General features: G+C 64.5%; 17 protein-coding genes and 1 riboswitch. Of the genes, 10 read left to right on the forward strand and 7 right to left on the reverse strand.

Annotated elements, in window-relative coordinates:
• Position 1: 1 nt before the first annotated feature.
• Positions 2-1,393: a class II fumarate hydratase gene (gene fumC, locus GGR23_RS08745; RefSeq protein WP_183365837.1), complete on the reverse strand. Its 1,392-nt coding sequence runs from the start codon at positions 1,391-1,393 to the stop codon at positions 2-4.
• A 409-nt stretch (positions 1,394-1,802) separates the two neighbouring features.
• Here fumC and GGR23_RS08750 point away from each other — a divergent pair, with 409 nt between their 5' ends.
• A complete protein-coding gene (locus tag GGR23_RS08750; protein ID WP_183365838.1) occupies positions 1,803-3,710 on the forward strand; it encodes a L,D-transpeptidase family protein in 1,908 nt (635 codons plus the stop codon).
• 381 nt (positions 3,711-4,091) lie between these two features.
• On the opposite strand, the gene GGR23_RS08755 is transcribed toward GGR23_RS08750, so the two are convergent.
• Positions 4,092-4,763, reverse strand: coding sequence for an HAD-IA family hydrolase (locus GGR23_RS08755; RefSeq protein WP_183365839.1), 672 nt, complete (start codon positions 4,761-4,763; stop codon positions 4,092-4,094).
• Between the two features lie 156 nt (positions 4,764-4,919).
• Between GGR23_RS08755 and rpiA the strand changes: the two genes are divergently transcribed.
• The 4 genes from rpiA (at position 4,920) to GGR23_RS08775 (ending at position 9,290) form a co-directional block, all read left to right on the forward strand.
• Positions 4,920-5,615 carry a ribose-5-phosphate isomerase RpiA gene (gene rpiA, locus GGR23_RS08760; protein WP_183365840.1) on the forward strand — a complete coding sequence of 232 codons (696 nt, stop codon included), beginning with the start codon at positions 4,920-4,922 and terminating at the stop codon, positions 5,613-5,615.
• 26 nt (positions 5,616-5,641) lie between these two features.
• Positions 5,642-6,178 (forward strand): DUF2059 domain-containing protein, encoded by a 537-nt coding sequence (locus GGR23_RS08765; RefSeq protein ID WP_183365841.1) that lies wholly within the window; start codon positions 5,642-5,644, stop codon positions 6,176-6,178.
• A 172-nt stretch (positions 6,179-6,350) separates the two neighbouring features.
• Positions 6,351-7,742: a glutathione-disulfide reductase gene (gor, locus tag GGR23_RS08770; protein WP_183365842.1), complete on the forward strand. Its 1,392-nt coding sequence runs from the start codon at positions 6,351-6,353 to the stop codon at positions 7,740-7,742.
• Between the two features lie 174 nt (positions 7,743-7,916).
• Positions 7,917-9,290 carry a class II 3-deoxy-7-phosphoheptulonate synthase gene (locus tag GGR23_RS08775; RefSeq protein ID WP_183365843.1) on the forward strand — a complete coding sequence of 458 codons (1,374 nt, stop codon included), beginning with the start codon at positions 7,917-7,919 and terminating at the stop codon, positions 9,288-9,290.
• Positions 9,291-9,364: 74 nt separating this feature from the next.
• On the opposite strand, the gene GGR23_RS08780 is transcribed toward GGR23_RS08775, so the two are convergent.
• Positions 9,365-9,856, reverse strand: coding sequence for a hypothetical protein (locus tag GGR23_RS08780; protein WP_183365844.1), 492 nt, complete (start codon positions 9,854-9,856; stop codon positions 9,365-9,367).
• 224 nt (positions 9,857-10,080) lie between these two features.
• Here GGR23_RS08780 and GGR23_RS08785 point away from each other — a divergent pair, with 224 nt between their 5' ends.
• Positions 10,081-10,503, forward strand: coding sequence for a GFA family protein (locus GGR23_RS08785; RefSeq protein ID WP_183365845.1), 423 nt, complete (start codon positions 10,081-10,083; stop codon positions 10,501-10,503).
• 12 nt (positions 10,504-10,515) lie between these two features.
• On the opposite strand, the gene GGR23_RS08790 is transcribed toward GGR23_RS08785, so the two are convergent.
• The gene (locus GGR23_RS08790; protein WP_183365846.1) at positions 10,516-11,442 is read right to left on the reverse strand and encodes a hypothetical protein; all 927 of its coding nucleotides are present in this window, start codon (positions 11,440-11,442) and stop codon (positions 10,516-10,518) included.
• Positions 11,443-11,636: 194 nt separating this feature from the next.
• Entirely contained in the window at positions 11,637-13,517 is a 1,881-nt protein-coding gene (locus GGR23_RS08795) for an LTA synthase family protein (protein ID WP_382340186.1), read from the reverse strand.
• 214 nt (positions 13,518-13,731) lie between these two features.
• Between GGR23_RS08795 and GGR23_RS08800 the strand changes: the two genes are divergently transcribed.
• The 4 genes from GGR23_RS08800 (at position 13,732) to GGR23_RS08815 (ending at position 20,253) form a co-directional block, all read left to right on the forward strand.
• Positions 13,732-15,414 carry an NAD+ synthase gene (locus GGR23_RS08800; RefSeq protein ID WP_183365848.1) on the forward strand — a complete coding sequence of 561 codons (1,683 nt, stop codon included), beginning with the start codon at positions 13,732-13,734 and terminating at the stop codon, positions 15,412-15,414.
• Positions 15,415-15,640: 226 nt separating this feature from the next.
• Entirely contained in the window at positions 15,641-17,146 is a 1,506-nt protein-coding gene (locus tag GGR23_RS08805) for a diguanylate cyclase domain-containing protein (protein ID WP_183365849.1), read from the forward strand.
• Positions 17,147-17,173: 27 nt separating this feature from the next.
• A riboswitch (cobalamin riboswitch) is annotated at positions 17,174-17,372 on the forward strand.
• Positions 17,373-17,417: 45 nt separating this feature from the next.
• Complete coding sequence (bluB, locus tag GGR23_RS08810; RefSeq protein ID WP_183365850.1) at positions 17,418-18,107, forward strand: 5,6-dimethylbenzimidazole synthase; 690 nt, start codon at positions 17,418-17,420, stop codon at positions 18,105-18,107.
• A 286-nt stretch (positions 18,108-18,393) separates the two neighbouring features.
• A complete protein-coding gene (locus GGR23_RS08815; protein WP_183365851.1) occupies positions 18,394-20,253 on the forward strand; it encodes a methyl-accepting chemotaxis protein in 1,860 nt (619 codons plus the stop codon).
• An 80-nt stretch (positions 20,254-20,333) separates the two neighbouring features.
• Here the strand turns inward: GGR23_RS08815 and GGR23_RS08820 are convergent, their stop codons facing one another.
• Both GGR23_RS08820 and GGR23_RS08825 read right to left on the reverse strand, forming a co-directional pair.
• Entirely contained in the window at positions 20,334-21,221 is an 888-nt protein-coding gene (locus tag GGR23_RS08820) for a hypothetical protein (protein WP_183365852.1), read from the reverse strand.
• A gap of 256 nt (positions 21,222-21,477) precedes the next feature.
• The gene (locus GGR23_RS08825; protein WP_183365853.1) at positions 21,478-23,802 is read right to left on the reverse strand and encodes an NADP-dependent malic enzyme; all 2,325 of its coding nucleotides are present in this window, start codon (positions 23,800-23,802) and stop codon (positions 21,478-21,480) included.
• Between the last annotated feature and the right edge of the window lie 87 nt (positions 23,803-23,889).

Below are 23,889 nucleotides of genomic sequence, written 5' to 3' on the forward strand. Positions count from 1 at the left end.
CTTACTCCCCGATCATCAGCTCGGGGCGCACGACGCGGTCGAAATCCTCTGCCGAGACGAGGCCCGATTTCAGCGCCTCCTCGCGCAGCGTGGTGCCGTTGCGGTGGGCGGCCTTGGCGATCCGGGCGGCGTTGTCGTAGCCGATCACCGGCTGCAGCGCGGTGACCAGCATGAGGGAGCGTTCCATGGCGGCGCGAATATTGTCCTCCCGCGCTTCCAGCCCGTTGACGCAATGATCGATGAAGGAAATCGCCGCATCGGCGATCAGGTCCGCCGACTGCAGGAAGTTGTAGGCAATCACGGGCTTGAAGACATTGAGCTCGAAGTGCCCCTGGCTGGCGGCGAAGGTGATGGCGGCATGGTTTCCGAAGATCTGGACCGCAACCTGGGTGAGCGCCTCCGCCTGCGTCGGGTTGACCTTTCCGGGCATGATCGAGGAGCCCGGCTCGTTTTCCGGAAGCGCAAGTTCGCCAAGGCCGGAGCGCGGACCGGAGCCGAGAAAGCGGATGTCGTTGGCGATCTTGAAGAGCGCCGTCGCGGCGGCATTCAGCCCGCCATGGGCGAAGACGAGCGCTTCGTGCCCGGCAAGGGCGGCAAACTTGTTCGGTGCGGAAACGAAGGGCAGGGCGGTGAGCGTGGCGATCTCGTGGGCGATCCGTTCGGCAAAACCCTTCGGCGCATTCAGCCCGGTGCCGACGGCCGTGCCGCCCTGGGCGAGCTGGTAGAGCCCGTCCATGGAGCGCTCGATCTGGGCGATGGAAAGGGCCAGCTGCGCGGCATAGCCCGAAAATTCCTGCCCCAGCGTCATCGGCGTCGCATCCTGCGTGTGCGTGCGGCCGATCTTGATGATGCCGGCGAAGGCGCGGGCCTTCTCCTCCAGCGCCCGATGCAGGTATCGCAGCGCCGGCAGCACCTTCTGCTTCAGCGACAAGGCGGCGGCGATGTGCATCGCCGTCGGAAAGCTGTCGTTGGAGGACTGGCTCATGTTGACGTGATCGTTCGGGTGGACCGGGCTCTTGGAGCCGATGACGCCGCCCAGAATCTCGATGGCGCGGTTCCCGATGACCTCGTTGACGTTCATGTTCGTCTGGGTGCCGGACCCGGTCTGCCAGACGGGCAGGGGGAAATGCCCGGAGAGCTTGCCCTCGATGACCTCCAGCGCGGCCTGTTCGATGGCGCGGGCCAGGGTGGTGTCGAGCTTGCCGAGTGCGGCATTGGTGCGGGCGGCAGCGAGCTTCACCATGGCCAGCCCGTCGATCAGCGCGCGCGGCTGCTTTTCCGAACCGATCCGGAAATTGCCGAAGGCCCTCTCGGTCTGCGCGCCCCAGTAGCGGTCGGACGCGACCTCGATGGGGCCGAATGTATCGCTTTCGGTGCGGGTGGCGTCGGACATGATCTCTCCCTCGCGGTGATGTTTGCCTGCGGTGCAGGGCCAGTATGGGGGACCGGCTGAGCCTCGCGATATTCTTCTATTTGGGGTGGTGGCCGCCGAACGGAAACCCCTTTTTCCCCGTGGCTTTTTGGCCACGAGCGGTAAAATTCGCGAGAGCGGCGATTTTCCGCCTGCGACGCGCGATCTTCCCTCCGGAAAGCAGGAAAAAATTAACCAGTTATTTCATAAGTTTGTAAAGGATATCCGGCAGAACCGGCGCCTTGGCGCGCCTGCGTGGCCGGATCGTCGAATGAACGCGCCGTGGCGGGCCTTTCTTTTCTTCACTGTTCCGATCGGATAAATTTCCGACACAAGGAAGAGCGGAGCCGCCAGGCTGAAGCTGGTCGCCGGACCGCGGGGTTGTGAGAACATGAAGTCTATGAAATTGGCGGGAGCTCTGGTGGTGGCGCTCTCTTCCGGAGTGGTTCTGGCGGGTGCGGGGCAGGCGAATGCCGGGACGCTCCTCGATTTCTTCTTTCCGAAGAAGCCCCGATCCCAGACGCTGATCGAGCAGCAGGAACCGATGCCGGGCGTGCGCGAGCAGCCCGTGCCGGGCACGGTGGCAGGCACCCGCTCCGCCGGTTTTGCCGACAACGACCCGTTGCCGCGCGTGAAGGCGCCGAGCTACTACACCTACAAGGCCGAGCCGATGCGCCTCGTCGCGTCGTCGCGGTTTGCCGATCCCGTGGTCACCAGCGCCGTGAGCGCCAGCGATGCGCCGCAGGCGGGAATCGATGCCGCTACCGATCCGCGCCATTTCCTCGTCGAGGCGCAGGTGAAGGCAACGGATTCGGTCGCCAAGGCGCTCGAGGCCCATTACGCCGCCGGCAAGCCGCTGCTGTGGGTTTCCGGCAGCATGATGAACGACCGCGCCCGCTCCGTTCTGCGCGTGCTCGAACGGGCCGACGAAGTGGGTCTCGATCCTGCGGATTACGATGTCGCGGTTCCGCCGCTCAATTTCGATTCTGCCGATGCGGCGGGACGCAACAAGGCGCTGATGCAGTTCGAGCTGACGCTGTCGGCAAAGGTGCTCGCCTATGTGCAGGACGCGGTGCGCGGCCGCATCGATCCGAACAAGCTCAGCGGCTACCACGATTTCAAGCGCAAGGATGTCGATCTCGATTCCGCGCTGAAGCTGATTGCCATGTCGCCCAATCCGGGTGCCTATCTGGAGAGCCGCAATCCGTCGAACCCGCAGTTCGAGGCGCTCAAGGCGGAGCTTGCCCGTCTGAAGGCCGAGGAAACCGGCGCCGACAAGCCGATCATCATCAATCTCCAGTCCTCGCTGAAGCCCGGCATGTCCAGCCCGGAGGTGGCCAACATCGTCGCCGCGCTCCAGCGGCACGGCTCGGAAGGCCTGAAGGCCCGCCACGCGGCCACCTTCGCCTCCTACACGGGCACGCCGGACTATACGCCTGAACTCGTTGCGCTCGTCGAGGATTATCAGAAGGAAGCCGGGCTCAAGCCGGACGGCATCGTCGGCAAGGCGACCGCCGGACGCATGATGGGGGTTTCCAACGAGGCCAAGATCGACAAGCTGGTCGTGGCGATGGAGCAGCTGCGCTGGCTGCCCAAGGATCTCGGCTCGCGCTACGTCTTCATCAACCAGCCGGCCTTCATGGCCTATTATCACAACGACAACCGCGAGCAGTTCTCCATGCGCGTGGTGGTCGGCGGCCCGCACACGCAGACCTATTTCTTCAACGACGAGATCGAGACGGTCGAGCTTCATCCCTACTGGGGCGTTCCGGCCTCCATCATCGTCAACGAGATGCTGCCGAAGCTGCGCCAGGACCCCTACTATCTGGACCGCCTCGGCTACGAGGTGACCTATGCCGGCTCCAAGGTTTCCTCGGCCGACATCAACTGGTCGGATACCAAGAAGGTCGGCGTGCGCCAGCCTCCGGGCAGCGACAACGCGCTGGGCGAGCTGAAGATCCTCTTCCCCAACACCCATTCCATCTACATGCACGACACGCCCTCGAAGAGCTTCTTCAAGCGTGACATGCGCGCCCTCAGCCACGGCTGCATCCGCCTCGCCGAACCGCGCGTCATGGCGGCCGCCGTGCTCGGCACCACGGTGGAAGACATCGGCAAGCGTCTCTCCCAGCCGGGCAACAAGGCAATCTCCGTACCCCAGAAGGTGCCGGTCTACGTCTCCTACTTCACCGCCTGGCCGGACAAGGACGGCGTGGTGCGGTACTACGACGACGTCTACCAGCGCGACGACTACACCCGCAAAGCCTTCGCCACCACCACCAGGGCCCGCGGCGCCTGATAGCACCAGCCCCGCTTCGGCGGGGCTTTTTCATGGGACGTGGCCTTGGGGTGGGGTAGGGTGTGCACCATGTCGCGTTTGACGTTGTGCACCCCCCTCTGTCCCTGCCGGGACATCTCCCCCTCAAGGGGGGAGATCGACTTTGTTGTTTTTGATTTCCCCAGACAATAAACGTCTCATCCGCAGAAACGGTGGCTGGGGACTTCCAAGATAAAGTCATCCCGATCTCCCCCCTTGAGGGGGAGATGCCCCGGCAGGGGCAGAGGGGGGTGCAGCACGGCAAACACAAAGCCCTGCCGGCAGAGGGGGGTGCAGCACGGCAAACACAAAGCCCTGCCGTCAGAGGGGGTGCCGCACGGCCACCTCCTCGCCGGTGCAACGTCACCCCAGCAGGCGGTCCAGGAGATCGACGGTCAGTTCGTCGTAATGGCCGATGATGTGGCTGGGCTGCAGCTCGGCGATGGGGCGGTCGGAGTAGCCGAAGGGGACGGCGATCGAGGGGACGCCGGCGTTGCGGGCGACGAGGATGTCGTTGAGGCTGTCGCCGATCATGACCGTGCGGCGCGGATCGGCGCCGGCGCGCTCGACGGTGCCGAAGAGATGGGCGGCATCCGGCTTGCGCACCGTGAAGGTGTCGCCGCCGGTGATCGCGGCGAAGCGCTCCGTCAGGCCGTTGGTTTCGATGAGCCGGCGCGCCAGGCCTTCCATCTTGTTGGTGCAGACGGCAATCTTCCAGCCGGCGGCGGACAGGCGATCGAGCGCGTCCAGCAGGCCGGGATAGGGCGCTCCCTTTCCGGGCATGCCGGCCTGGTAATGGGTGATGAAGCGCTCCAGCATGGCCGGATATTCGCCGTCGGAAAGCGGCCGGCCACGCAGCGCAAAGGAGCGCTCGATCATGGCGCGCGCGCCGTGGCCCACCAGATGGGTGAGGTCGTCATAGGTGACGGGCGCAAGGCCGGCGGCATCGATGGTGTGGTTGAGGCTGTCGACCAGATCCGGCGCGGTATCGATGAGCGTGCCGTCGAGATCGAAAACGGCGAGCGGTGCTGCCACGGCAGGGGTCCTTTCCTCTAGTCCCGGTTTCCGGGGCGAAGGCGTAAGGGAAAGCGCCGGCCAATGCAATCCGCCACGGCGCGCTCTTTTAGCTTTCGTTTGCCCATCGAGCCGTGTAAACAGCGGTCATCGTCAACAGTCGGGAGCGAATGGCGCATGGACGCCCGCGAAATGAAGATCAAGGCCGCCGCTGCGGCGCTCGAGCATGTCGAAAGCGGTATGAAACTCGGCATCGGCACCGGATCGACCGCGGATGAATTCGTCCGTCTTCTGGCGGAAAAGGTGGCGGCGGGCATGAAGGTGGAGGGCGTTCCGACCTCCGAGCGCACCGCGCGTCTCTGCCTCGAGCTCGGCATCACGCTGCGCTCGCTCGACGAGCTTCCCGAACTGGACCTGACCATCGACGGCGCCGACGAACTGGACGCACGCCTGACCCTGATCAAGGGCGGCGGCGGCGCGCTGCTGCGCGAGAAGATCGTCGCCTGCGCCTCCAGGAAGATGATCGTCATCGCCGACGAATCCAAGCAGGTGGAAACGCTCGGCGCGTTTCCCCTGCCCATCGAGGTGAACCCCTTCGGCCATGTCGCGACACGCATCGCCATCGAGCGTGCCGCCAGCCGTCTCGGCCTTTCCGGCGCGCTCAACCTGCGCATGGCCGGCTCCGAGCGCTTCCACACCGACGGCGGTCACCTGATCATCGATGCATCATTTGGCCGTATTCCTGATGCAGAGGCGCTGTCAGCCGAACTGGCTGCGATTCCCGGCGTCGTGGAACATGGCCTGTTCATCCATATCGCATCGCTTGCCATCATTGCCGGACCGGCAGGGGCGCGCACGGTAACAGCTCAGTGAATAAGAAAAAGGAGCATGGGACACTCATGATCACTCTTGCGGGATTCGGCCGGTGGGCCGCTGCGACCATCCTCGTTTCGGCCATTGCGTTCGGCTCTCAGGTTCGTGCTGACGATGCGGTGACCGAGGAACAGCTGAAGGCTGCGCGCGCGGCCATCGCCGCCATCAACGCGACCGCCCAGTTCGACGCCATCCTGCCGAACCTCGCCGAGCAGCTGAAGAACCAGCTGATCCAGGCGACCCCGAACTACCAGGGCGAAATCTCGGCCGCCGTCGACGAAGAGGCGCTGGCGCTTGCCGCGCGCCGTGGCGATCTCGAGAAGGAAGCCGCGACCATCTATGCCAAGACCTTCACGGTCGACGAGCTGAACGCCATCACGGCCTTCTACACCTCGCCCGCCGGCAAGAAGCTTCTCTCCGACGGCCCGATCGCCACGCGCGAAATGGCCAAGGCCGCCGACATCTGGGCTGCCGGCATCTCGCGCGATCTGGCGACGGAAACCGACAAGAAGCTGGAAGAAGTGATCGGCAAGCAGAAGGCTGCCGAACCGGCCCAGCAGTAAGCGCTGTCAGAAAAACTGAAGCCTGAGGATAAGCCCGGACCCGTTTCCGGGCTTTTCTTTTGTGGGTGCCACCACCTATATGAAGCGCACAGCAGGGGCTTGCTCCTGATCTCATCCAATTGCCATCCGGGTGAACCTTCAGGGGACGCCCGCCAGGAACGCGAGGGCCGCCATGTCAGGTTTCGATTATGATCTCTTCGTCATCGGTGGCGGTTCCGGCGGCGTCCGCAGCGCCCGCGTGGCCGCATCGCTGGGCAAGAAGGTGGCGATTGCCGAGGAATACCGTTTCGGCGGAACCTGCGTGATCCGCGGCTGCGTGCCGAAGAAGCTCTTCGTCTACGCCTCCCAGTTCCACGAGCATTTCGAGGATGCCACCGGCTTCGGCTGGACGGTGGGCGAAACGTCCTTCGACTGGAAGGCGCTGATCGAGGCGAAAGACAAGGAGATCGCCCGTCTGGAAGGCCTCTATCGCAAGGGTCTCGACAATGCCGGCGCGGAGATCATCGAGAGCCGGGCGGAGCTGGCGGGGCCGAATTCCGTGCGCATTCTCGCAACCGGCAAGGTCGTGACCGCAGAGCGCATCCTGATTGCCGTCGGCGGCTCGGCAAACCACCATCCGGCGCTGCCCGGCCACGAATTCTGCATCACCTCCAACGAGGCCTTCCACCTGGAAACGCTGCCGCGCTCGATCCTGATTGCCGGCGGCGGCTATATCGCGGTGGAGTTCGCCAACATCTTCCATGGCCTCGGGGTGGAGACGACGCTGATCTACCGCGGCAAGGAGATCCTCTCCCGCTTCGACCACGACCTGCGCCAGGGCCTGCACCAGGCGATGGAGGCGAAGGGCATCCGCATTCTGTGCGAGGACCTGATCCAGGAGGTTTCCCTGACCGCAACGGGCGAGCGGCTGGTGAAGACGAAGGCCCATGGCGAGCTGACGGTCGATGCGGTCATGCTGGCGCTTGGCCGCGACCCGAATACGAAGGGGCTGGGGCTCGAGACGGCGGGCGTTGCGACCGACGATAAGGGCGCCATCGTCGTCGACGACTATTCGCGCACCAATGTTCCCGGCATCTTCGCGCTGGGCGATGTCACCGACCGGGTACAGCTGACGCCGGTGGCGATCCACGAGGCCATGTGCTTCATCGATACCGAATATCGCGGCAAGCCCACCAGGCCGGACCTCGATCTCATCGCGACGGCCGTCTTCTCCCAGCCGGAGATCGGCACGGTCGGTCTGTCCGAGGAGGCGGCGGCGAAGAAATATCCCGAGCTCGAGATCTATCGCGCCCAGTTCCGTCCGATGAAGGCGACGCTTTCGGGGCGGCAGGAAAAGATGATCATGAAACTCGTCGTCGACGCGGCGAGCCGCAAGGTTGTGGGTGCGCATATTCTGGGGCATGATGCGGGGGAGATGGCCCAGCTGCTCGGAATTACGCTGAAGGCCGGCTGCACCAAGGACGATTTCGACCGCACCATGGCCGTTCATCCCACCGCCGCGGAAGAGCTCGTGACCATGTACAGCCCCAGCTATCGCATCGTGAACGGCGAAAGGGTCGGCTGAGGCCGACGGCAGGCGGGCCACAGCGGGCGCGAAAAAATCCGCAAAGCCGTCGATCTCGGGCTTTCGACGGCTTTGCAAGACTTTCTTAAATGTCTATAAGCGCGCGATCTATCGACGCGTAGGCCGCCTCGTGCCCAACCGGGACCGGGCGTCATTGTGAAAACAGGTGAGACCATGGCACAGAATTGGACCCCGAGCAGCTGGCGGAGCAAGCCCATCCAGCAGGTTCCGGATTATCCGGACCAGGCGGCGCTGGCCGCGACCGAGGAGCGCCTTTCGAAGTTTCCGCCGCTGGTCTTTGCCGGGGAAGCCCGCCGCCTGACCAAGTCGCTTGCCAACGTGGCCGAAGGCAATGCCTTCCTGCTGCAGGGCGGCGATTGCGCCGAAAGCTTCGCCGAGCATGGCGCCGACAACATCCGCGACTTCTTCCGCGCCTTCCTGCAGATGGCCGTGGTGCTGACCTATGGCGCCCAGCTGCCGGTGGTGAAGGTCGGCCGCATCGCCGGCCAGTTCGCCAAGCCGCGCTCGTCCAACACCGAGACCATCAACGGCGTCTCGCTGCCCAGCTACCGCGGCGACATCATCAACGGCATCGAATTCACCGAGGAAGCCCGCGTGCCGGCGCCGGAGCGGCAGGTCATGGCCTACCGCCAGTCCGCCGCGACGCTGAACCTGCTGCGCGCCTTCGCCATGGGTGGCTATGCCAACCTGGAAAACGTGCACCAGTGGATGCTGGGCTTCGTCAAGGACAGCCCGCAGGGCGAGCGCTACAAGGCGCTGGCCGGCCGCATCAGCGAAACCATGGATTTCATGCGCGCGATCGGCATCACCTCGGAAAACCAGCCCGCGCTGCGCGAGACGGACTTCTTCACCAGCCATGAGGCCCTGCTGCTCGGCTATGAAGAGGCGCTGACCCGCGTCGATTCCACCTCGGGCGACTGGTATGCCACGTCGGGCCACATGATCTGGATCGGCGACCGCACCCGCCAGCCCGATCACGCCCATGTGGAATACTGCCGCGGCATCAAGAACCCCATCGGCCTGAAGTGCGGCCCGTCGCTGTCCGCCGATGGCCTGCTGGAGCTGATCGACATCCTCAACCCGGCCAACGAGCCGGGCCGCCTGACGCTGATCTGCCGCTTCGGCCACGACAAGGTCGCCGAGCACCTGCCGCGCCTCATCCGCGCCGTGGAGCGCGAGGGCCGCAAGGTGGTCTGGTCCTGCGATCCGATGCACGGCAACACGATCACGCTCAACAACTACAAGACCCGCCCCTTCGAGCGCGTTCTGTCGGAAGTGGAAAGCTTCTTCCAGATCCACCGCTCGGAAGGCACGCATCCGGGCGGCATCCATGTGGAAATGACCGGCAAGGACGTGACGGAATGCACGGGCGGCGCCCGCGCGGTTTCCGCCGAGGACCTGCAGGACCGCTACCACACCCATTGCGACCCGCGGCTGAATGCCGACCAGGCACTCGAGCTCGCCTTCCTGCTGGCCGAGCGCATGAAGGGCGGCCGCGAGGAGAAGCGCCTCGCCGCTGCCGGCTGAGGCTTCAGGCATGAAGACATGAGAAAAGGGCGCCGTCGGCGCCCTTTTTTTGTCCCGGGATTCGGTGCGGCCGGCTATCGCCCCGCGAGAAGCCGCAGCTGGCGGCTGAAGGTGAAGATCGCCTGCATGATGGCGAAGGGCGGCGCCTGGAAGGTGACGGCCACGTGGATCATGGAGCCGGCGCCATTGGGCTCGACGCGCCAGATCTTCCGGTGATGGCGGCCAAGCGGGTAGGGCTGGCCGTTGGCCTTCACGCAGGTGATGGTGAGGCTGCGGGGAGCGGAAGGCGGCAGCCTCTGGAGGCTTGTCCTGTATTCGCGGTCGTCGACGCTGAGGGCAAAGGACTTCAGCGTGTCGGTGCTGTCGGGCAGGATGCGCACCGGCTCGAAGGTGAGGGCGTGGTCCGTCCAGCCTTTTTCGATGTCGCTCCAGATCTTCTCCGGGCTGCGGCGGGAGCGCCGCTTCAGTGTGATCCACCGCCCGCCATGGGAGGCATCTTCGACAAGCCGCCAGCTGGAGAAGGCGAGGACAGGTACCAGTAAGAGACCGAACAGCGAAATGGGCATTGCGCAGAATTCCTGGAAGGGAGCGATGTGCAGATCGCGGGCCCGGAAGCCCGCCTGCAGTCGGCAGGTGGCGCGCTCCGGATCTTCGACATCCGCCGGTTGCGCCCCGCATGCCGCGCATATCATGAAAATGCCGTTCAGAAAAAGGCAAAGATGTTCGCGATTTAGGAATTTGACGCTGACGCTGCCGCCCGATAGCGTCTGGGCGAAAAGAGGAGAAGGCAATGAGCGAAATTCATGAGGGTGGATGCCTGTGCGGAGCGGTGCGTTATCGCGCCCGGGGGCCGTTGCGCGAGGTGATCGCCTGTCACTGCACCCAGTGCCGCAAGCAGACCGGCCACTTCCTGGCCTCCACCAACGTGGCGGACGACCAGCTGGACGTGGAGGATGGCGGCAAGCTGCGCTGGTACAGCGCCAGCGATTTTGCCCGCCGCGGCTTTTGCGGCGAGTGCGGTTCGATCCTGTTCTGGAAGGCGAACAGCGAGCGCTACACCTCGATCTGCGCCGGTGGTTTCGACAAGCCGACAGGGCTGACGCTCACATCCCACATCTTCTGCGCCGACAAGGGCGATTACTACGAGATCACCGACGGTCTGCCGCAATATGCGGCGGGCAGCCCCGGTCTGGTCGTGGACGGCAGCGCCTGACGCCGTGCGGCCTCACGCGGGATAGGGGATCGCCAGCGTCTGGCAGGCGTGATGGAAGGCGGCATCCAGCGCGGCGAGCTTCTCCGCTTCCCAGCGCAGATAGTCGCCGACCATGGCCTCGCTCATCCAGAAGGTGCCCCGGCGGCGCTGCTGCGTCCAGCCGGCCAGTTCCTCCTTCTCGACCCGCGAGAACATCCGCTTCACGTTGCTGACCGAGATGGTGTAGCGCTCGGCGAGATCCGAGAGCACCACCTGTCCGATCATGACGCGCCCGCCTTCCCGGTGGCCTTCGGGTATCATCGTCATGAGGTGGTGCAGGATCATGCCGCCCGCATCGGACCAGGCGAAGCCCGTAATGCTATCAGGAGGATTGCGCCAGGCCGGATTCTCGACGAGCGCCCGCGCGGCATGACGCTGGGCCAGCGGGAAGAGGGCGGGTTCCGCCGCGCTCACCGCAACGCGCGTCCCCCCGTCAAGCGTGTCCAGCGCCTGCATGTGCGCCTCGAACCATGTGCGCATGCCGAGAATGCTAATGTCCGTGAGCTCCAGGATGCGCACGCGCTTGTCCGGCACGTCGGGCACTTCGCGCAGGAACTTGTAGGTGAGCATTTCCAGCAGGAAGGCGCTGGCGGTGTTGCGGCTCGCCGCCCCGATCTCGATCACGGTATCGATGAGGCGCGAGGCCGTGAGCCCGGAGAGCGGCTCGGCGGGATCCCGCTGGCTGGCGATCGCGTAGAGCGACTGGGTGATCAGCCATTTGCGGTGATTGGATTTCAGCCGCGGGAGCTTCGGCGACGCACCCTGGAGCGCGATGAGCCGGGCGGCGACCAGCGCTTCCGCAGCCGGGAAGGCCGGGTTTGCCGCAAGGCTCTCCACATCCATCGGTGTGGATTTCGGGGCGGGCTTGCCGGCGGAATGACGGGCGAGGTTGTCAACCATGAACAGGATAACCAACTGAGATTTCAGAATGTTCTGACCTCAATTATCGCATTCGTCAATGACGCGCGCTTGTCATGCCGGGCGTTCTCCCGAAAAACCGCGGGGGCCGCCCGTCCCGATCCCCGGGGGTGAACGACAAAAAAGAAAGCCGGCGTCTGAGCGCCGGCTTGCCTGTCATCCTCGCTCTGTTCGTCCTAGCTTGCCGGTCCGGAGACCGCCAGCTGTCCGGGGAAGAACTTTCCGAGGCCATACTGTTTCCCGAACATCATGTCGTGCTGGAGGTAACGGTAATCGCGGATCAGCGGGTCGAGCTTGCCGCCGCGCGACCAGTCGGGGGTCGGCTCGTTGGCGGTGCTGACAAGCTGGTAGCGGTCGACGATATCGTATTTCTCGTGCACCTTGCCCAGGAAGCCGGTGTAATAGGGGTGCTCGAAGCCCGCCAGCTTCACGAGGTAGTAGGGAATGAAGGCCGGGCTGATGGTGCCGATGTCGGTCTTCGGACCGGTCTTGTTCGACCAGACGATGAGCGGCGTCTCGTGCTCGCGCTTCATGGTGTCCACGTCGCCCTTGCGGGTCGCGACCTGCTCCGGCATGTAGCCGCTCGAGGTATAGACCGGCCCCAGCGGCGGCAGATGATCGCCCCACAGCACGATGATGGTCTCGCGCTTCCGCTTCGATGCCCAGTCCATCAGCATCTTCAGGCTGTCGTCCGATTCCTTCACGCCCTGGACATAGGTGGACAGCGCTTCCACCTCGGCTGCCGGCAGGTTGCCGTCGACGCGGATGGTGTTCTTCGGATAGCGGTGCGGCTCGTAGGGGCCGTGGCCCTGCAGCGTCACCGAGAAGAAGAAGAACGGCTTTTCCATCGCGTCGCCTTCTTCCATGATTTCGCGGAAGAGGGCGTCGTCCGAAGCGAAGATGCCGCGTTTCGACATGGGAGGCAGGTTTTCCTCCGACTTGAATTCCTCGAAACCGAATTCCTTGTAGACCTCGCCACGGTTCCAGAACCAGCTCTGATAGGGATGGATGGCGCGCGCGGCATAGCCCTGGCTGCGGAAGAAGGTCGCGAGCGTCGGCATCTTGCGGCGGATGTACTGCTGGTAGGGAATGCTGCCATAGGGCAGGAAGGCATTGGAGAAGCCGGTCAGCGCCTCGAATTCCACGTTGGGCGTCATGCCGCCGAATTCCGGCGAGAAGACGTGGCCCGCGAGGTTTTCGCGCATGAAGGGCATCGGATCCGGCGAAAGCTTCACGTTCGTCAGGCGCGTGGCATCCCACAGCGACTCGCTCATCAGCATGATGACGTCGGGACGTTCCTGCTTGGTGGTGGTCACGGCGGGGACGGGCGGCTGGATCTGCCCGAGCGCATCCGCCGAATAGCCGGCAGGCGCCGTCACGTTGGCCATGGGCAGGTTGAAGGCAAAGGCCATGATGAAGCCGTTGTGCCGGTAGTTCTCCTTCTGGTCCCACATCATCGGGATGACCTGCAGCCGATCCCGGACATAGGAGAAGGTGGAGTAATCCATCAGCGAGACGAAGGACATCAGCAGCGGCGCGGCAAGCGCGACCTGCACGATGCGCCGCTTGCCCGTCATGCGGGGAAAGTTGCGCCACGCATACCGCGCAGCCCAGGCGATGCCGAGCACCCCGACGATCAGCCCGATGCCCACCAGCGCAGCCGCCATCGGGCGGTCCTTCACCATCGCCGGCATCAGTTCCATGATCTGGCGGCCGAAGGCAAGGTCGGTGGGGTAGAGCGGGTCAGAGAGATAGAGGCGCTTCTGCCCGGAAATGAAGGCCGGGATGATGAAGACCGGTGCCGCTACCAGCATGGACAGGAACCAGCGCCCGAAGAGCGCGTCGAGCATCAGCAGCACGAGCATGACCACGCCGACGGTGGTCCAGCCGGGTCGTGCGGTGGAGAGGAAGAAATCGGGAATATCGGTGTAGTCCGAGCGCGAAACCAGCTCGACCGTCAGCACGATGAGAAAGGCAAGCGCAAGATAGGAGACGCCGCGCAGCACGCGGGCATACAGGCGCGAGTAATCCTCGTCGCTGGCATGCAGCCACGGCAGGGTCTTGAGCGAAAGGGCCTTGGGCTCGGTATACAAAGACGGGATCTCCCGGACCTGTCAGAAAACGTTCATGTCACTGTCACATATCCGTTATGAATGACAGATGAACCGTCATTCATGGTGAACCTGTCCCCGGGAAACTCGTGATCCTTCCCCTTCCAAAAACCGCCTGCGGCGCATTGCAGGCACCGATCCCTCGCGCTACATCAAGCCCATGACCCAGGCACCCGACATCACCGATACCATCCGCATCGCCATCGGCCAGTTCAACCCGACCGTCGGCGACATCAAGGGCAACATTGCAAAGGCGCGGGATGCCCGCGCCGACGCGGCGCGGCAGGGCGCCGATCTCCTGCTGCTCACGGAACTCTTCGTCTCCGGCTATCCGCCGGAGGATCTGGTGCTGAAGCCCGCCTTCCTGCATGCCTGCCGCGCGGCCATCGACGCCTTTGCCGCGGAAACCGCCGATGGCGGTCCCGGCGTCGTCATCGGCTTTCCCCGGCAGGACGAGACCGGGCGCTACAATTCGGTGGCGGTGCTGGATGGCGGCCGGGTGATCGCCATCCGCGACAAGGTTGATCTGCCCAACTATGGCGAATTCGACGAGAAGCGTGTGTTTCATGCCGGCGCCATGCCGGGTCCCGTCAATTTCCGCGGCGTGCGGCTGGGAATTCCGGTCTGCGAGGATATCTGGGGCGAGCTCGGCGTCTGCGAAACGCTTGCGGAAAGCGGCGCGGAAATCTTCCTCGTGCCGAACGGGTCTCCCTATTACCGCAACAAGATGGATGTGCGCTACCAGGTGGCGCTGAAGCATGTGATCGAGCACGGGCTGCCGATTGTCTATGCCAACCAGCTCGGCGGCCAGGACGAGCTCGTCTTCGACGGTGCGAGCTTCGCCTTCAACCCCGACAAGAGCCAGGCTTTCCAGATGAGCCAGTTCGAGGAGGCGCTTTCCGTGACCACGTGGAAGCGCGAGGCGGGCAGCTGGTACTGCCGGGATGGCGGCGTGACGCATCTTCCCGACATTCAGGAGGCGGATTACCGCGCCTGCATGCTGGGCTTCCGCGACTACGTGAACAAGAACGGCTTCCGCAACGTGGTGCTCGGCCTTTCCGGCGGCATCGACTCCGCGCTTTGTGCGGCGCTTGCCGTCGATGCGCTGGGCGAGGAGCGGGTGCGCTGCGTGATGCTGCCCTATCGCTACACCTCGAGCGACTCGCTGAAGGACGCCGAGGCCTGTGCCCGGGCGCTTGGCTGCCGCTACGAGGTCGTGCCGATCGAAGAGCCGGTGGCGGGCTTTCTGTCCGCCCTCTCGGATGTCTTCGAGGGCACGGAGGAAGGCATTACCGAGGAGAACCTGCAGAGCCGCGCACGCGGCACCATCCTCATGGCGATCTCCAACAAGTTCGGCTCCATGGTGGTCACGACCGGCAACAAGTCGGAGATGTCCGTCGGCTATTGCACGCTCTATGGCGACATGAACGGGGGCTTCAACCCCATCAAGGATCTCTACAAGATGCAGGTCTACGGGCTTTCCGCCTGGCGGAACACGCACATGCCGCCGGGCGCGCTTGGCCCGGCAGGCGAGGTGATCCCGCAGAACATCCTCGACAAGGCGCCTTCGGCCGAGCTTCGTCCCAACCAGACGGACCAGGATTCGCTGCCGCCCTATCCCGTGCTCGACGACATCCTGGAATGCCTGGTCGAGAGCGAGATGTCGGTGGAGGAGATCGTCGCCAGGGGGCATGATACCGCCACCGTCCACCGCGTCGAACACCTGCTCTATCTTGCGGAATACAAGCGGCGGCAATCGGCTCCCGGCGTGAAGATCACCCGCAAGAACTTCGGGCGGGATCGCCGCTATCCCATTACGAACCGGTTCCGCGACCGCGGATGAGACCCCGTGTAGGGGAATCTTAAGGCGCTTATTCGTAGATTGTTATTAAGCACGGCAATTGCCGGCCGGCCGTATCCTTTCCGGGACGGTCTGCCGGCGAACGGGCGGACGGACAGGGACCGTCCGCAACCGCGCAGGCGACAATCGGCGGGGGCGATGACGGACGGCAGGGATGTCCGGCTTTTTACAAACCCGCTCGGCTTTCGGGGAGCCGGGAAAGACGGGGATGCTGACCACTCAGCCTTATCAGGGGACGCCGGGGACCGGCACGAAACGGGTGACGTGGAGCATCTACGCCGCCTGCGCCATCATCTTTCTGATCTTCGCCGCCAGCGTTCTGCTGATCCTCGGCTATTCCGTTCACCAGGCAAACCGCTTCGGCCTCGCAACCGAGCGCAAGCTGATCCAGCGCGAGTTGCAGCGCGAGATCGAGGAGGCGGCCCGCTACCAGTCGACCATCTCCTTCTGGGATGTCACGGTGGCGGAAACCCGCGCGGACCGCTTCGACGAGGCGTTCGTCACAAGGAACCTTCAGCAGGGCCTGTGGAACGATTACGGCTTCTCCTGGATCGTCTTTGCCCGGGCCGATCACCGGGTCCGGCTTTCCGTCAATGGCGGGCGGGTCAAGCCGCCGGAAAGCGCCTCCGGCCTCCTCGCCCGCATCGATGACCTGATCGACGAGGCCGAGCACAATTACGAGAAGGTCCTCGCACCCGTCGATGACGGCTATCGCGTGCTCATGCCGCCGAGCGACCGGGAAGTGCTGCGCGCACAGGTGCCGGAGATTCACGCCGCCGACATCCGCCTGATCGACGGACGGATGAGCATCGTGGTCGTCCAGGCCGTGGTGCCGCAGAGCCTCGACATCCCCGCGCGGTTCCGCGAGCCGACCTTCATGGTGACGGTCAAGCCGATCTCGGACCGGATGCTGGGCCTGATGAACGAGCGGCTGGCGATCTCGGGCCTGCGCTTCACACCCATCGATCACGTGGAGGAAATGGGTGCGGCATCGCTGCCAATCAGCAAGGCTTCGCCGGACGGTCTCTATGTGGTGACATGGCAACCGAACGCGCCGGGTCCCTACATTCTCGATGCCGCCCTGCCGCGGGCGCTGGTGCTGGCCCTGCTGGCGGCCTTCTCCATGGGCTTCGTCGCCTATCGCTTCAACCTGCTCGTGGGCGCGTTGCAGAAGAGCGAGCAGAAGAACCGCTTTCTTGCCAAGCATGACGGCCTCACCGGCCTTGCCAACCGCATGGCGGTGGACGAGCATCTCCAGCGGCTGGCGACCCGCAAGGGGCAGGGCTTCGCGGTGATGGCGCTCGACCTCGACAAGTTCAAGGCGGTCAACGATCGCTTCGGCCATGCCGCCGGCGATGCGGTGCTGCGGGAAATTGCGGGCCGTTTCCGTGCCCGCATCGGCGAAAGGGGCATGGTGGCGCGGCTGGGGGGCGACGAATTTCTCGTCCTCATCGATGCAGTACAGGGGGCGGAGGATAGCCTGGCGCTGGCCAATGCCCTCGTCATCGACGCGCAACTGCCCGTGGAATTCGAAGGCCTGCCCCTTGCCGTCGGCTGCAGTGCCGGCGTGGCACTCTTCCCCGACCATGGCGGCAATGCCCGCAGCATCCTGCAGGCGGCCGACATCGCCCTCTACGCCGCCAAGAACGGCGGGCGGAACCGGGCCGTTCTGGCAAGCCTGCGCGGCATCCTGCAGGGAGCGGCCGTTTCCTGAAACCTCTTGCCAAATCGGCTCCCGCGCGGGATAAGCAACCATTCAGGTGCCGCCGGTTCTCCGGCGGATAATCGGGAATCCGGTGCAAGTCCGGAACGTGCCCAACGCTGTGAGGCGGACGCCTGCCTGCATATGGTCGAACGACCACGCCACTGGGAAACCGGGAAGGCGCGCCGGCAAGCGGTTGATGCCCAGTCAGAAGACCGGCCTGATGCCATAGCCCCGGCTGCATGGACAGCAGCAGGGGAGCCGCATTGTTGGGGATCGAACGATGCTTGCCCAAAGACCGAGTCCGCTCGTCCATGCCGAACCGTTTCTGCCTTCCGACCGGGAGGCCGTCTACCGCGCCATCGAGACGCGCCGCGATGTGCGTGACCAGTTCCTGCCCGATCCGATACCCGAGCCGGTGATCGCGCGCCTGCTGAAGGCGGCGCATGCTGCCCCTTCGGTCGGGTTCATGCAGCCCTGGAACTTCCTCCTCGTCCGCAGCGAGGATAAGAGGCGCGCCGTCTGGGAAGCCTTCAACCGCGCAAACGAGGAAGCGGTGACGATGTTCGAGGGCGAGCGTCGGGAGCGTTACCGCTCGCTGAAGCTCGAGGGGATCCTCAAGGCGCCACTGAGCATCTGCGTCACCTGCGATCCGACGAGGGGCGGGAAGGTGGTGCTGGGGCGAACCCACAATCCGCGCATGGATGTCTATTCCACCGTCTGCGCCGTGCAGAATCTCTGGCTCGCCGCGCGGGCCGAAGGGATCGGCATCGGGTGGGTCAGCATCTTCCACGACAGCGACATCCGCCCGATCTTCGGCATCCCGGACCATGTGGAGATCGTCGCCTGGCTTTGCGCCGGCTATGTCAACGAGCTCTACGCCGAGCCGGAGCTTTCCGTGAAGGGCTGGCGCCAGCGCCTGCCGCTCGAGGAGCTGGTCTTCGAGGAGAGCTGGGGCGAACGGAAGCCTTGAGCAGAAACAGGGCTGCCGGAAGGGCAGGATGGCCCCGGCGGCAGCCCCCGCATGGTTAACGAAAGCTTGCCAACTCGACCGTCAGTTGTAGCAGGATGAAACTTGCATTCTATAGTTAACGCTTGGTGGAATATTTATACCTGAATTCATTCTTGATTAAACTCATGTTAAAAATTGTCAGTGAAAAGTAACAGGACTGAACGGCGTTTCGCCGGCGCATGATGCTCGTCAGCCCGCCTGTCGGCGCTTCCTTCCCCCTATGCCTCCCGTCTCAAAGGATGTTCGAATGATCCTCGATCATGTTCGGCTGGGTAAAGCCGTGCCTGCCGCCATCATTGGCCTCGTACTCGTCAGCACCGGAATTCTTGCAGGTTCCGACTATATGTCCGCCCAGCAGCTGCGGCGCAGCATGACCATCGCCGAAGAGCAGGAGAGGGCGCAGGATCTGGCGCGGCTCATCACCGATCTCCAGCTCAGGATCGAACTCGACATCGTCAGCACGCAGGAATCGCTGACCGATATTTCTGCCACGAGGGGCATGGACGGGCTCGACGACGGCTTTGCCCTTGCGGCCGGGTCTGCCAAGAGCCTGCATGAAAAGGTGGACAAGCTGAAGGCGCTCTCCCAGGAGGCCGGGCTGAACCAGATGGTACCGGTTCTCGACAGCCTTTCCGAACGCTTCGACCGCTTCCATCAGACCGGCATCGAGATGGCGAAGGCCTACATGTCCGGCGGACCCGAGGCCGGCAACCCGCTGATGGGGCAGTTCGACAAGGTGTGTGACGATCTTCAGGCGGAGATCGACGCGACGGGCAAGATCGTCGGCGCCTATGTCGACCGGCTCGAGGAGGCCGCAAGCGTCAACACCGCCGCGCTGGAAGCCGAAGCCGCGGCTCTGTTCCGCCTGATGTGCGGACTGGCAGCGCTGATGCTCTGCTGCGGAATCGGCCTCAGCATCTTCGTGTCGCGGCGGCTCATGCGTCCGCTGGTCAAGGCGACGGAGGCGATGAACGCTCTTGCCGAGGGCCATGTGGATCGCAACCTCGATGGCCTGGAGCGTGGCGACGAAATCGGCGATCTCGCCCGCGCCTATCGCGGCTTTCAGGAAAACCTTCTCGCCAAGCGCCGGGCCGAACGGGAAGAGGCGGAACTCCGCGAGGCTGCCCGGGCAACCCGGCTGGCCGCGGAGGCGGAGCGCAGCGCCGATCTCGCCCGCACGAAAGCGGTGGTGGACAGCCTCGGCAGCGCGCTCGGCAGCCTTGCCGCCGGGCAGCTCGGCATCCGCATCTCCTCCCCCTTCGAAGGCGACTACGACCGGCTGCGGGTGAACTTCAACCAGTCCGCCGAGCGTCTGCAGCTGGCGATCCAGGGCATCATCACCGTGGCGCACGACATCCAGAACGACAGTTCGGTGATGCGGACCTCGGCCAGCCAGCTCGCCAACCGCACCGAGCAGCAGGCGGCCGCGCTGGAAGAGACGGCCTCGGCCCTCAACCAGATCACCTCCACCGTTCGCGATACCGCCAGCCGCGCGGAAAATGCCGGCCACAAGGTGGAGCAGGCCCACCGGCAGGCTCATGAAAGCGATGCCGTGGTGCAGAAGGCGATTGCCGCCATGGGCCACATCGAGGAAAGCGCGCGGCAGATCAGCCAGATCATCGGCGTGATCGACGAAATCGCCTTCCAGACCAATCTCCTGGCGCTGAATGCCGGCGTCGAGGCGGCGCGTGCCGGTGAAGCGGGCAAGGGTTTTGCGGTCGTGGCCCAGGAGATGCGCGAGCTCGCCCAGCGCTCCGCAAATGCGGCAAAGGAAATCAAGAACCTCATCCAGCGCTCCGAGCAGGCTGTCGGCTCCGGCGTCAGCCTCGTCAACGAGACCGGCGACATCCTCCGGATCATCCAGACGCAGGTGAGCGCCATCCATGAGGATATCGTGGCGATCATCCACTCCGCGCGCGAACAGGCCACCGGCCTCCACGAGATCAATGCGGCCATGACGCAGATGGACGAATTCACCCAGCACAATGCGGGAATGGTGGTGGATTCCAATCACACCGTCCAGCGTCTCGCGGAAGGGGCCGGCACCCTCTACCATCAGGTGAGCCAGTTCCGGGTGGACAAGAGCGGCTACGCCCGCGCGGCGTAACGGCTGCCGGCAACCTGACCGACAACAATGGAAAAGCCGCCGAAAGGCGGCTTTCTCGCGTGGGGCAGCCGGCGGGAGGGCTACTGGATCGACGTCGCCTGTTCGGGCTTCGTCAGATCGATGCCATCGTCCTTTTCCGCGAGGAAGGAGGGGCCGATCTTGCGGACCTTCGGGTCGTCGGGATTGTAGTCGCGATCCGGCAAGGCCGCTGCCGGCTGTTCCGGTGCCGGAACCGGCTGTGTCTTCAGCGTGTCGATCGAGCCCCTGCTTTCGATGAGGTCCTGGCCTTCCAGCTTCGGAAGCGTGACGGACGCCATCTTGCCGTCTTCGATTTCCGGCGTGTCGCCCGGGCGGATCTCGATCATGCCATAGGGGTCCGGAGTGCCGTAGTCGGCTTCCGCATTGTCGCCAAGGATGGTGGCGAGGTCCTGGCGCGTCGCGCCGCCCTCGGCAGAGGCTGCCTTGTCCTGCGTCTCCATGGATACGGGTTCCACGAAAGACGCCTGGCGGCTGCCGCTGCCGATGATTTCCACATCGCGCTGGCTGCCCTGGATATCGCATCCGGCCCGGCGCATTTCCCGAAGGATGGCAGGCAGCATGCCCGTTCCGTCGTCGACTGCCTGGCTCAGCACCGGCTGAAGCTCCTGGAACTGCTGCTTGCGCGCACGCACATCGGCCAGCTCTTCCCCGAGTGCCGAGCAGATCTGCTCGTTTTCGTCGCCGAGGACGATGACGCTGTTGCTGGGACACTGCAGCCGGCGCATGTCGCGCCGGATGGCGATTTCGGCCCGGTTGAGGCGAAACAGCGATTCCGACTTGTAATGCGCGGATGTGCTGGATCCGATGATCTCAGGCATCTGGTTCAGCCGTGCGGCCAGCCGGTCGCAGAGGCTTGCGCTTTCTGCATTGCCGCCGGCCAGCGCCAGCGACGGCAGGACGATGAGAGCGGTCAACAGCGATCTGGGCACGGCGGGTCCTCCATGCAGGCATGGTGTAAGAGGTTGAGCTTCCAAGCGGAATAGCTAAGCGAGGCCTTCGTAAAATACCGAAGGGCACCAAAAGGTTCCGGTCCTGGAGATCGAGGCCACAATGCCGCTGCTCAGAGATGGATGCAAATCCTCTCTGATGTTTACCTTAACGGGCAGGCACGCCGTCCACAGGCTGCCTTACTGAACGTAAGGGCCTGTGGCGCCAACAAGGTAACGTAACGTGAGGTTGTCCCGCTCAGGCGGGGTGAGAGGCTTCCACGACGGCCAGAGCCGCCATGTTGACCACACCGCGCGAGGTCACGGAGGGGGCGAGGATATGGGCGGGAAGCGCGGTGCCGAGGAGGATGGGGCCCACATGCAGGCCGTCCGTCATCGCGCGCACGACGCCCATGGTGATGTTTGCCGCGTCGAGATTGGGGAACACCAGCAGGTTCGCCTCTCCCGACAGGGTGGTGGCCGGCATCACCTTCTGGCGGAGCATCTCGGAAATCGCGGATTCGCCGTGCATTTCCCCGTCAACCTCGAGCTCCGGCGCCTGCTCGCGCACGAGCTGCAACGCCTCGCGCATCTTGCGCGCGCTCTCGGAATCGCGGGAGCCGAAATTGGAGTGGGAGACCAGCGCCGCCTTCGGCGTGATCCCGAAGCGGCGCACGGCTGCGGCGGCGAGCACCGTCATCGAGGCGATCTCCTGCGCGCTCGGCTGGAAGGTGACGTAGGTGTCGGTCATGAAGGTCGCGCCACGCTGGGAGACGAGCAGGCTGAGGCCCGCGAAATCCAGCACGCCCTCGCGCTTGCCGATGATCTGGCGCACGTCGCGCAGGTGTTTCTCGTAGCGCCCTTCGAGGCCGCAGATCAGGGCGTCCGCTTCGCCGCGGCGAACGGCGAGCGCGCCGATAACCGTGGTGTTGGTGCGCACGATGGTGCGCGCTGCTTCCGGGATGACCCCGCGCCTTCCGACGAGGGCAAGATAATCGTCCACATAGTCACGATAGCGGGGATCGCCCTGCGGGTTCACCACCTCGAAATCGACATTCGGGCGAATGCGCAGGCCGTAGCGCTTCAGGCGGCTTTCGAGGATTTCCGGACGGCCGATGAGGATCGGCGTCGCGATCTTTTCCTCGAGCAGAACCTGTGCCGCGCGCAGCACGCGCTCGTCTTCGCCTTCGGAGAAGATGACCCGCTTCTTCTCCGCCACCTTTGCGGCCGTGAAGATCGGCTTCATCACGAAGCCCGAGCGGAAGACGAAGCGGTTCAGCTTGTCGAGATAGGCGTCGAAATCGGTGATCGGGCGGGCGGCCACGCCGCTTTCCGCGGCGGCGCGCGCCACGGCCGGCGCGATGCGCAGGATGAGCCGCGGATCGAAGGGCGAGGGGATCAGGTAATCCGGTCCGAAGACCGGCGTTTCGCCCGAGAGCGCCCTTGCGGCCACTTCCGAAACTTCCTCGCGGGCGAGCGCGGCAATCGCACGCACCGCGGCCATCTTCATCTCCTCGTTGATGGTGCTGGCGCCGCAATCGAGCGCCCCGCGGAAGATGTAGGGGAAGCAGAGTACGTTGTTGACCTGATTGGGAAAATCGGAACGGCCGGTGCAGATCATCGCGTCCGGACGCGCCTCGCGCGCAAGCGCCGGCATGATTTCCGGAACCGGGTTGGCAAGCGCCATGATCAGCGGCTTCTCCGCCATGCGGGCCAGCAGCTCGGGCTTCAGCACCCCGGCGGCGGAAAGGCCGAGGAACACGTCGGCACCGTCGATTGTCTCGTTGAGCGAGCGCTTGTCGGTCTCCTGCGCGTAGATGGCCTTCCATTCGTCCATCAGCTCGGTGCGGCCCTTGTAGACGAGGCCTTCGATGTCGTGGACCCAGATGTTTTCCCGCTTCACCCCCAGCAGGCAGAGGAGGTTGAGACAGGCGAGCGCCGCCGCGCCGGCACCGGAGGCGACGATCTTGACGCTCGACAGCGACTTGCCGGAGAGCTCCATGGCATTCAGCACGGCGGCTGCCACGATGATGGCTGTGCCGTGCTGGTCGTCGTGGAAGACCGGGATGTTCATCCTCGCGCGGAGCTGACGCTCCACCTCGAAGCATTCCGGCGCCTTGATGTCCTCGAGATTGATGCCGCCGAAGGTGGGCTCCAGCGCGGAGACGGTGCTGACCATCTCCTCGACCGTCGGCGCATCGATCTCGATGTCGAAGACGTCGATGCCGGCGAACTTCTTGAAGAGCACCGCCTTGCCTTCCATGACGGGCTTGGAGGCGAGGGGGCCGATATTACCCAGCCCGAGAACGGCGGTGCCGTTCGAGATGACGGCGACGAGATTGCCGCGGGCGGTGTAGTCGGCAGCCTGTTCGGGATTGTCGCGGATGGCGAGGCAGGGAGCGGCAACGCCCGGCGAATAGGCAAGAGCGAGGTCGCGCTGGTTTCCGAGAGGCTTGGTGGCCTGGATCTCCAGCTTACCGGGGCCGGGATAGCGGTGATAGAAGAGCGCCTGTTCGTCGAGATCGGCCCGTGCGGCCGCCTCGTTCAGTTTACCGCCGATCTTGTCGTTGCCCCCGGACGCCATTGAACGATTCTCCATCTTCGTGCCGCAAACAGAATGTCCGGAATAGGACAGGAAAGCCGGCGGAAACAAGGCCCGATACGGAAAATG

Source organism: Gellertiella hungarica, from assembly GCF_014197145.1.
Classification (GTDB): domain Bacteria; phylum Pseudomonadota; class Alphaproteobacteria; order Rhizobiales; family Rhizobiaceae; genus Gellertiella; species Gellertiella hungarica.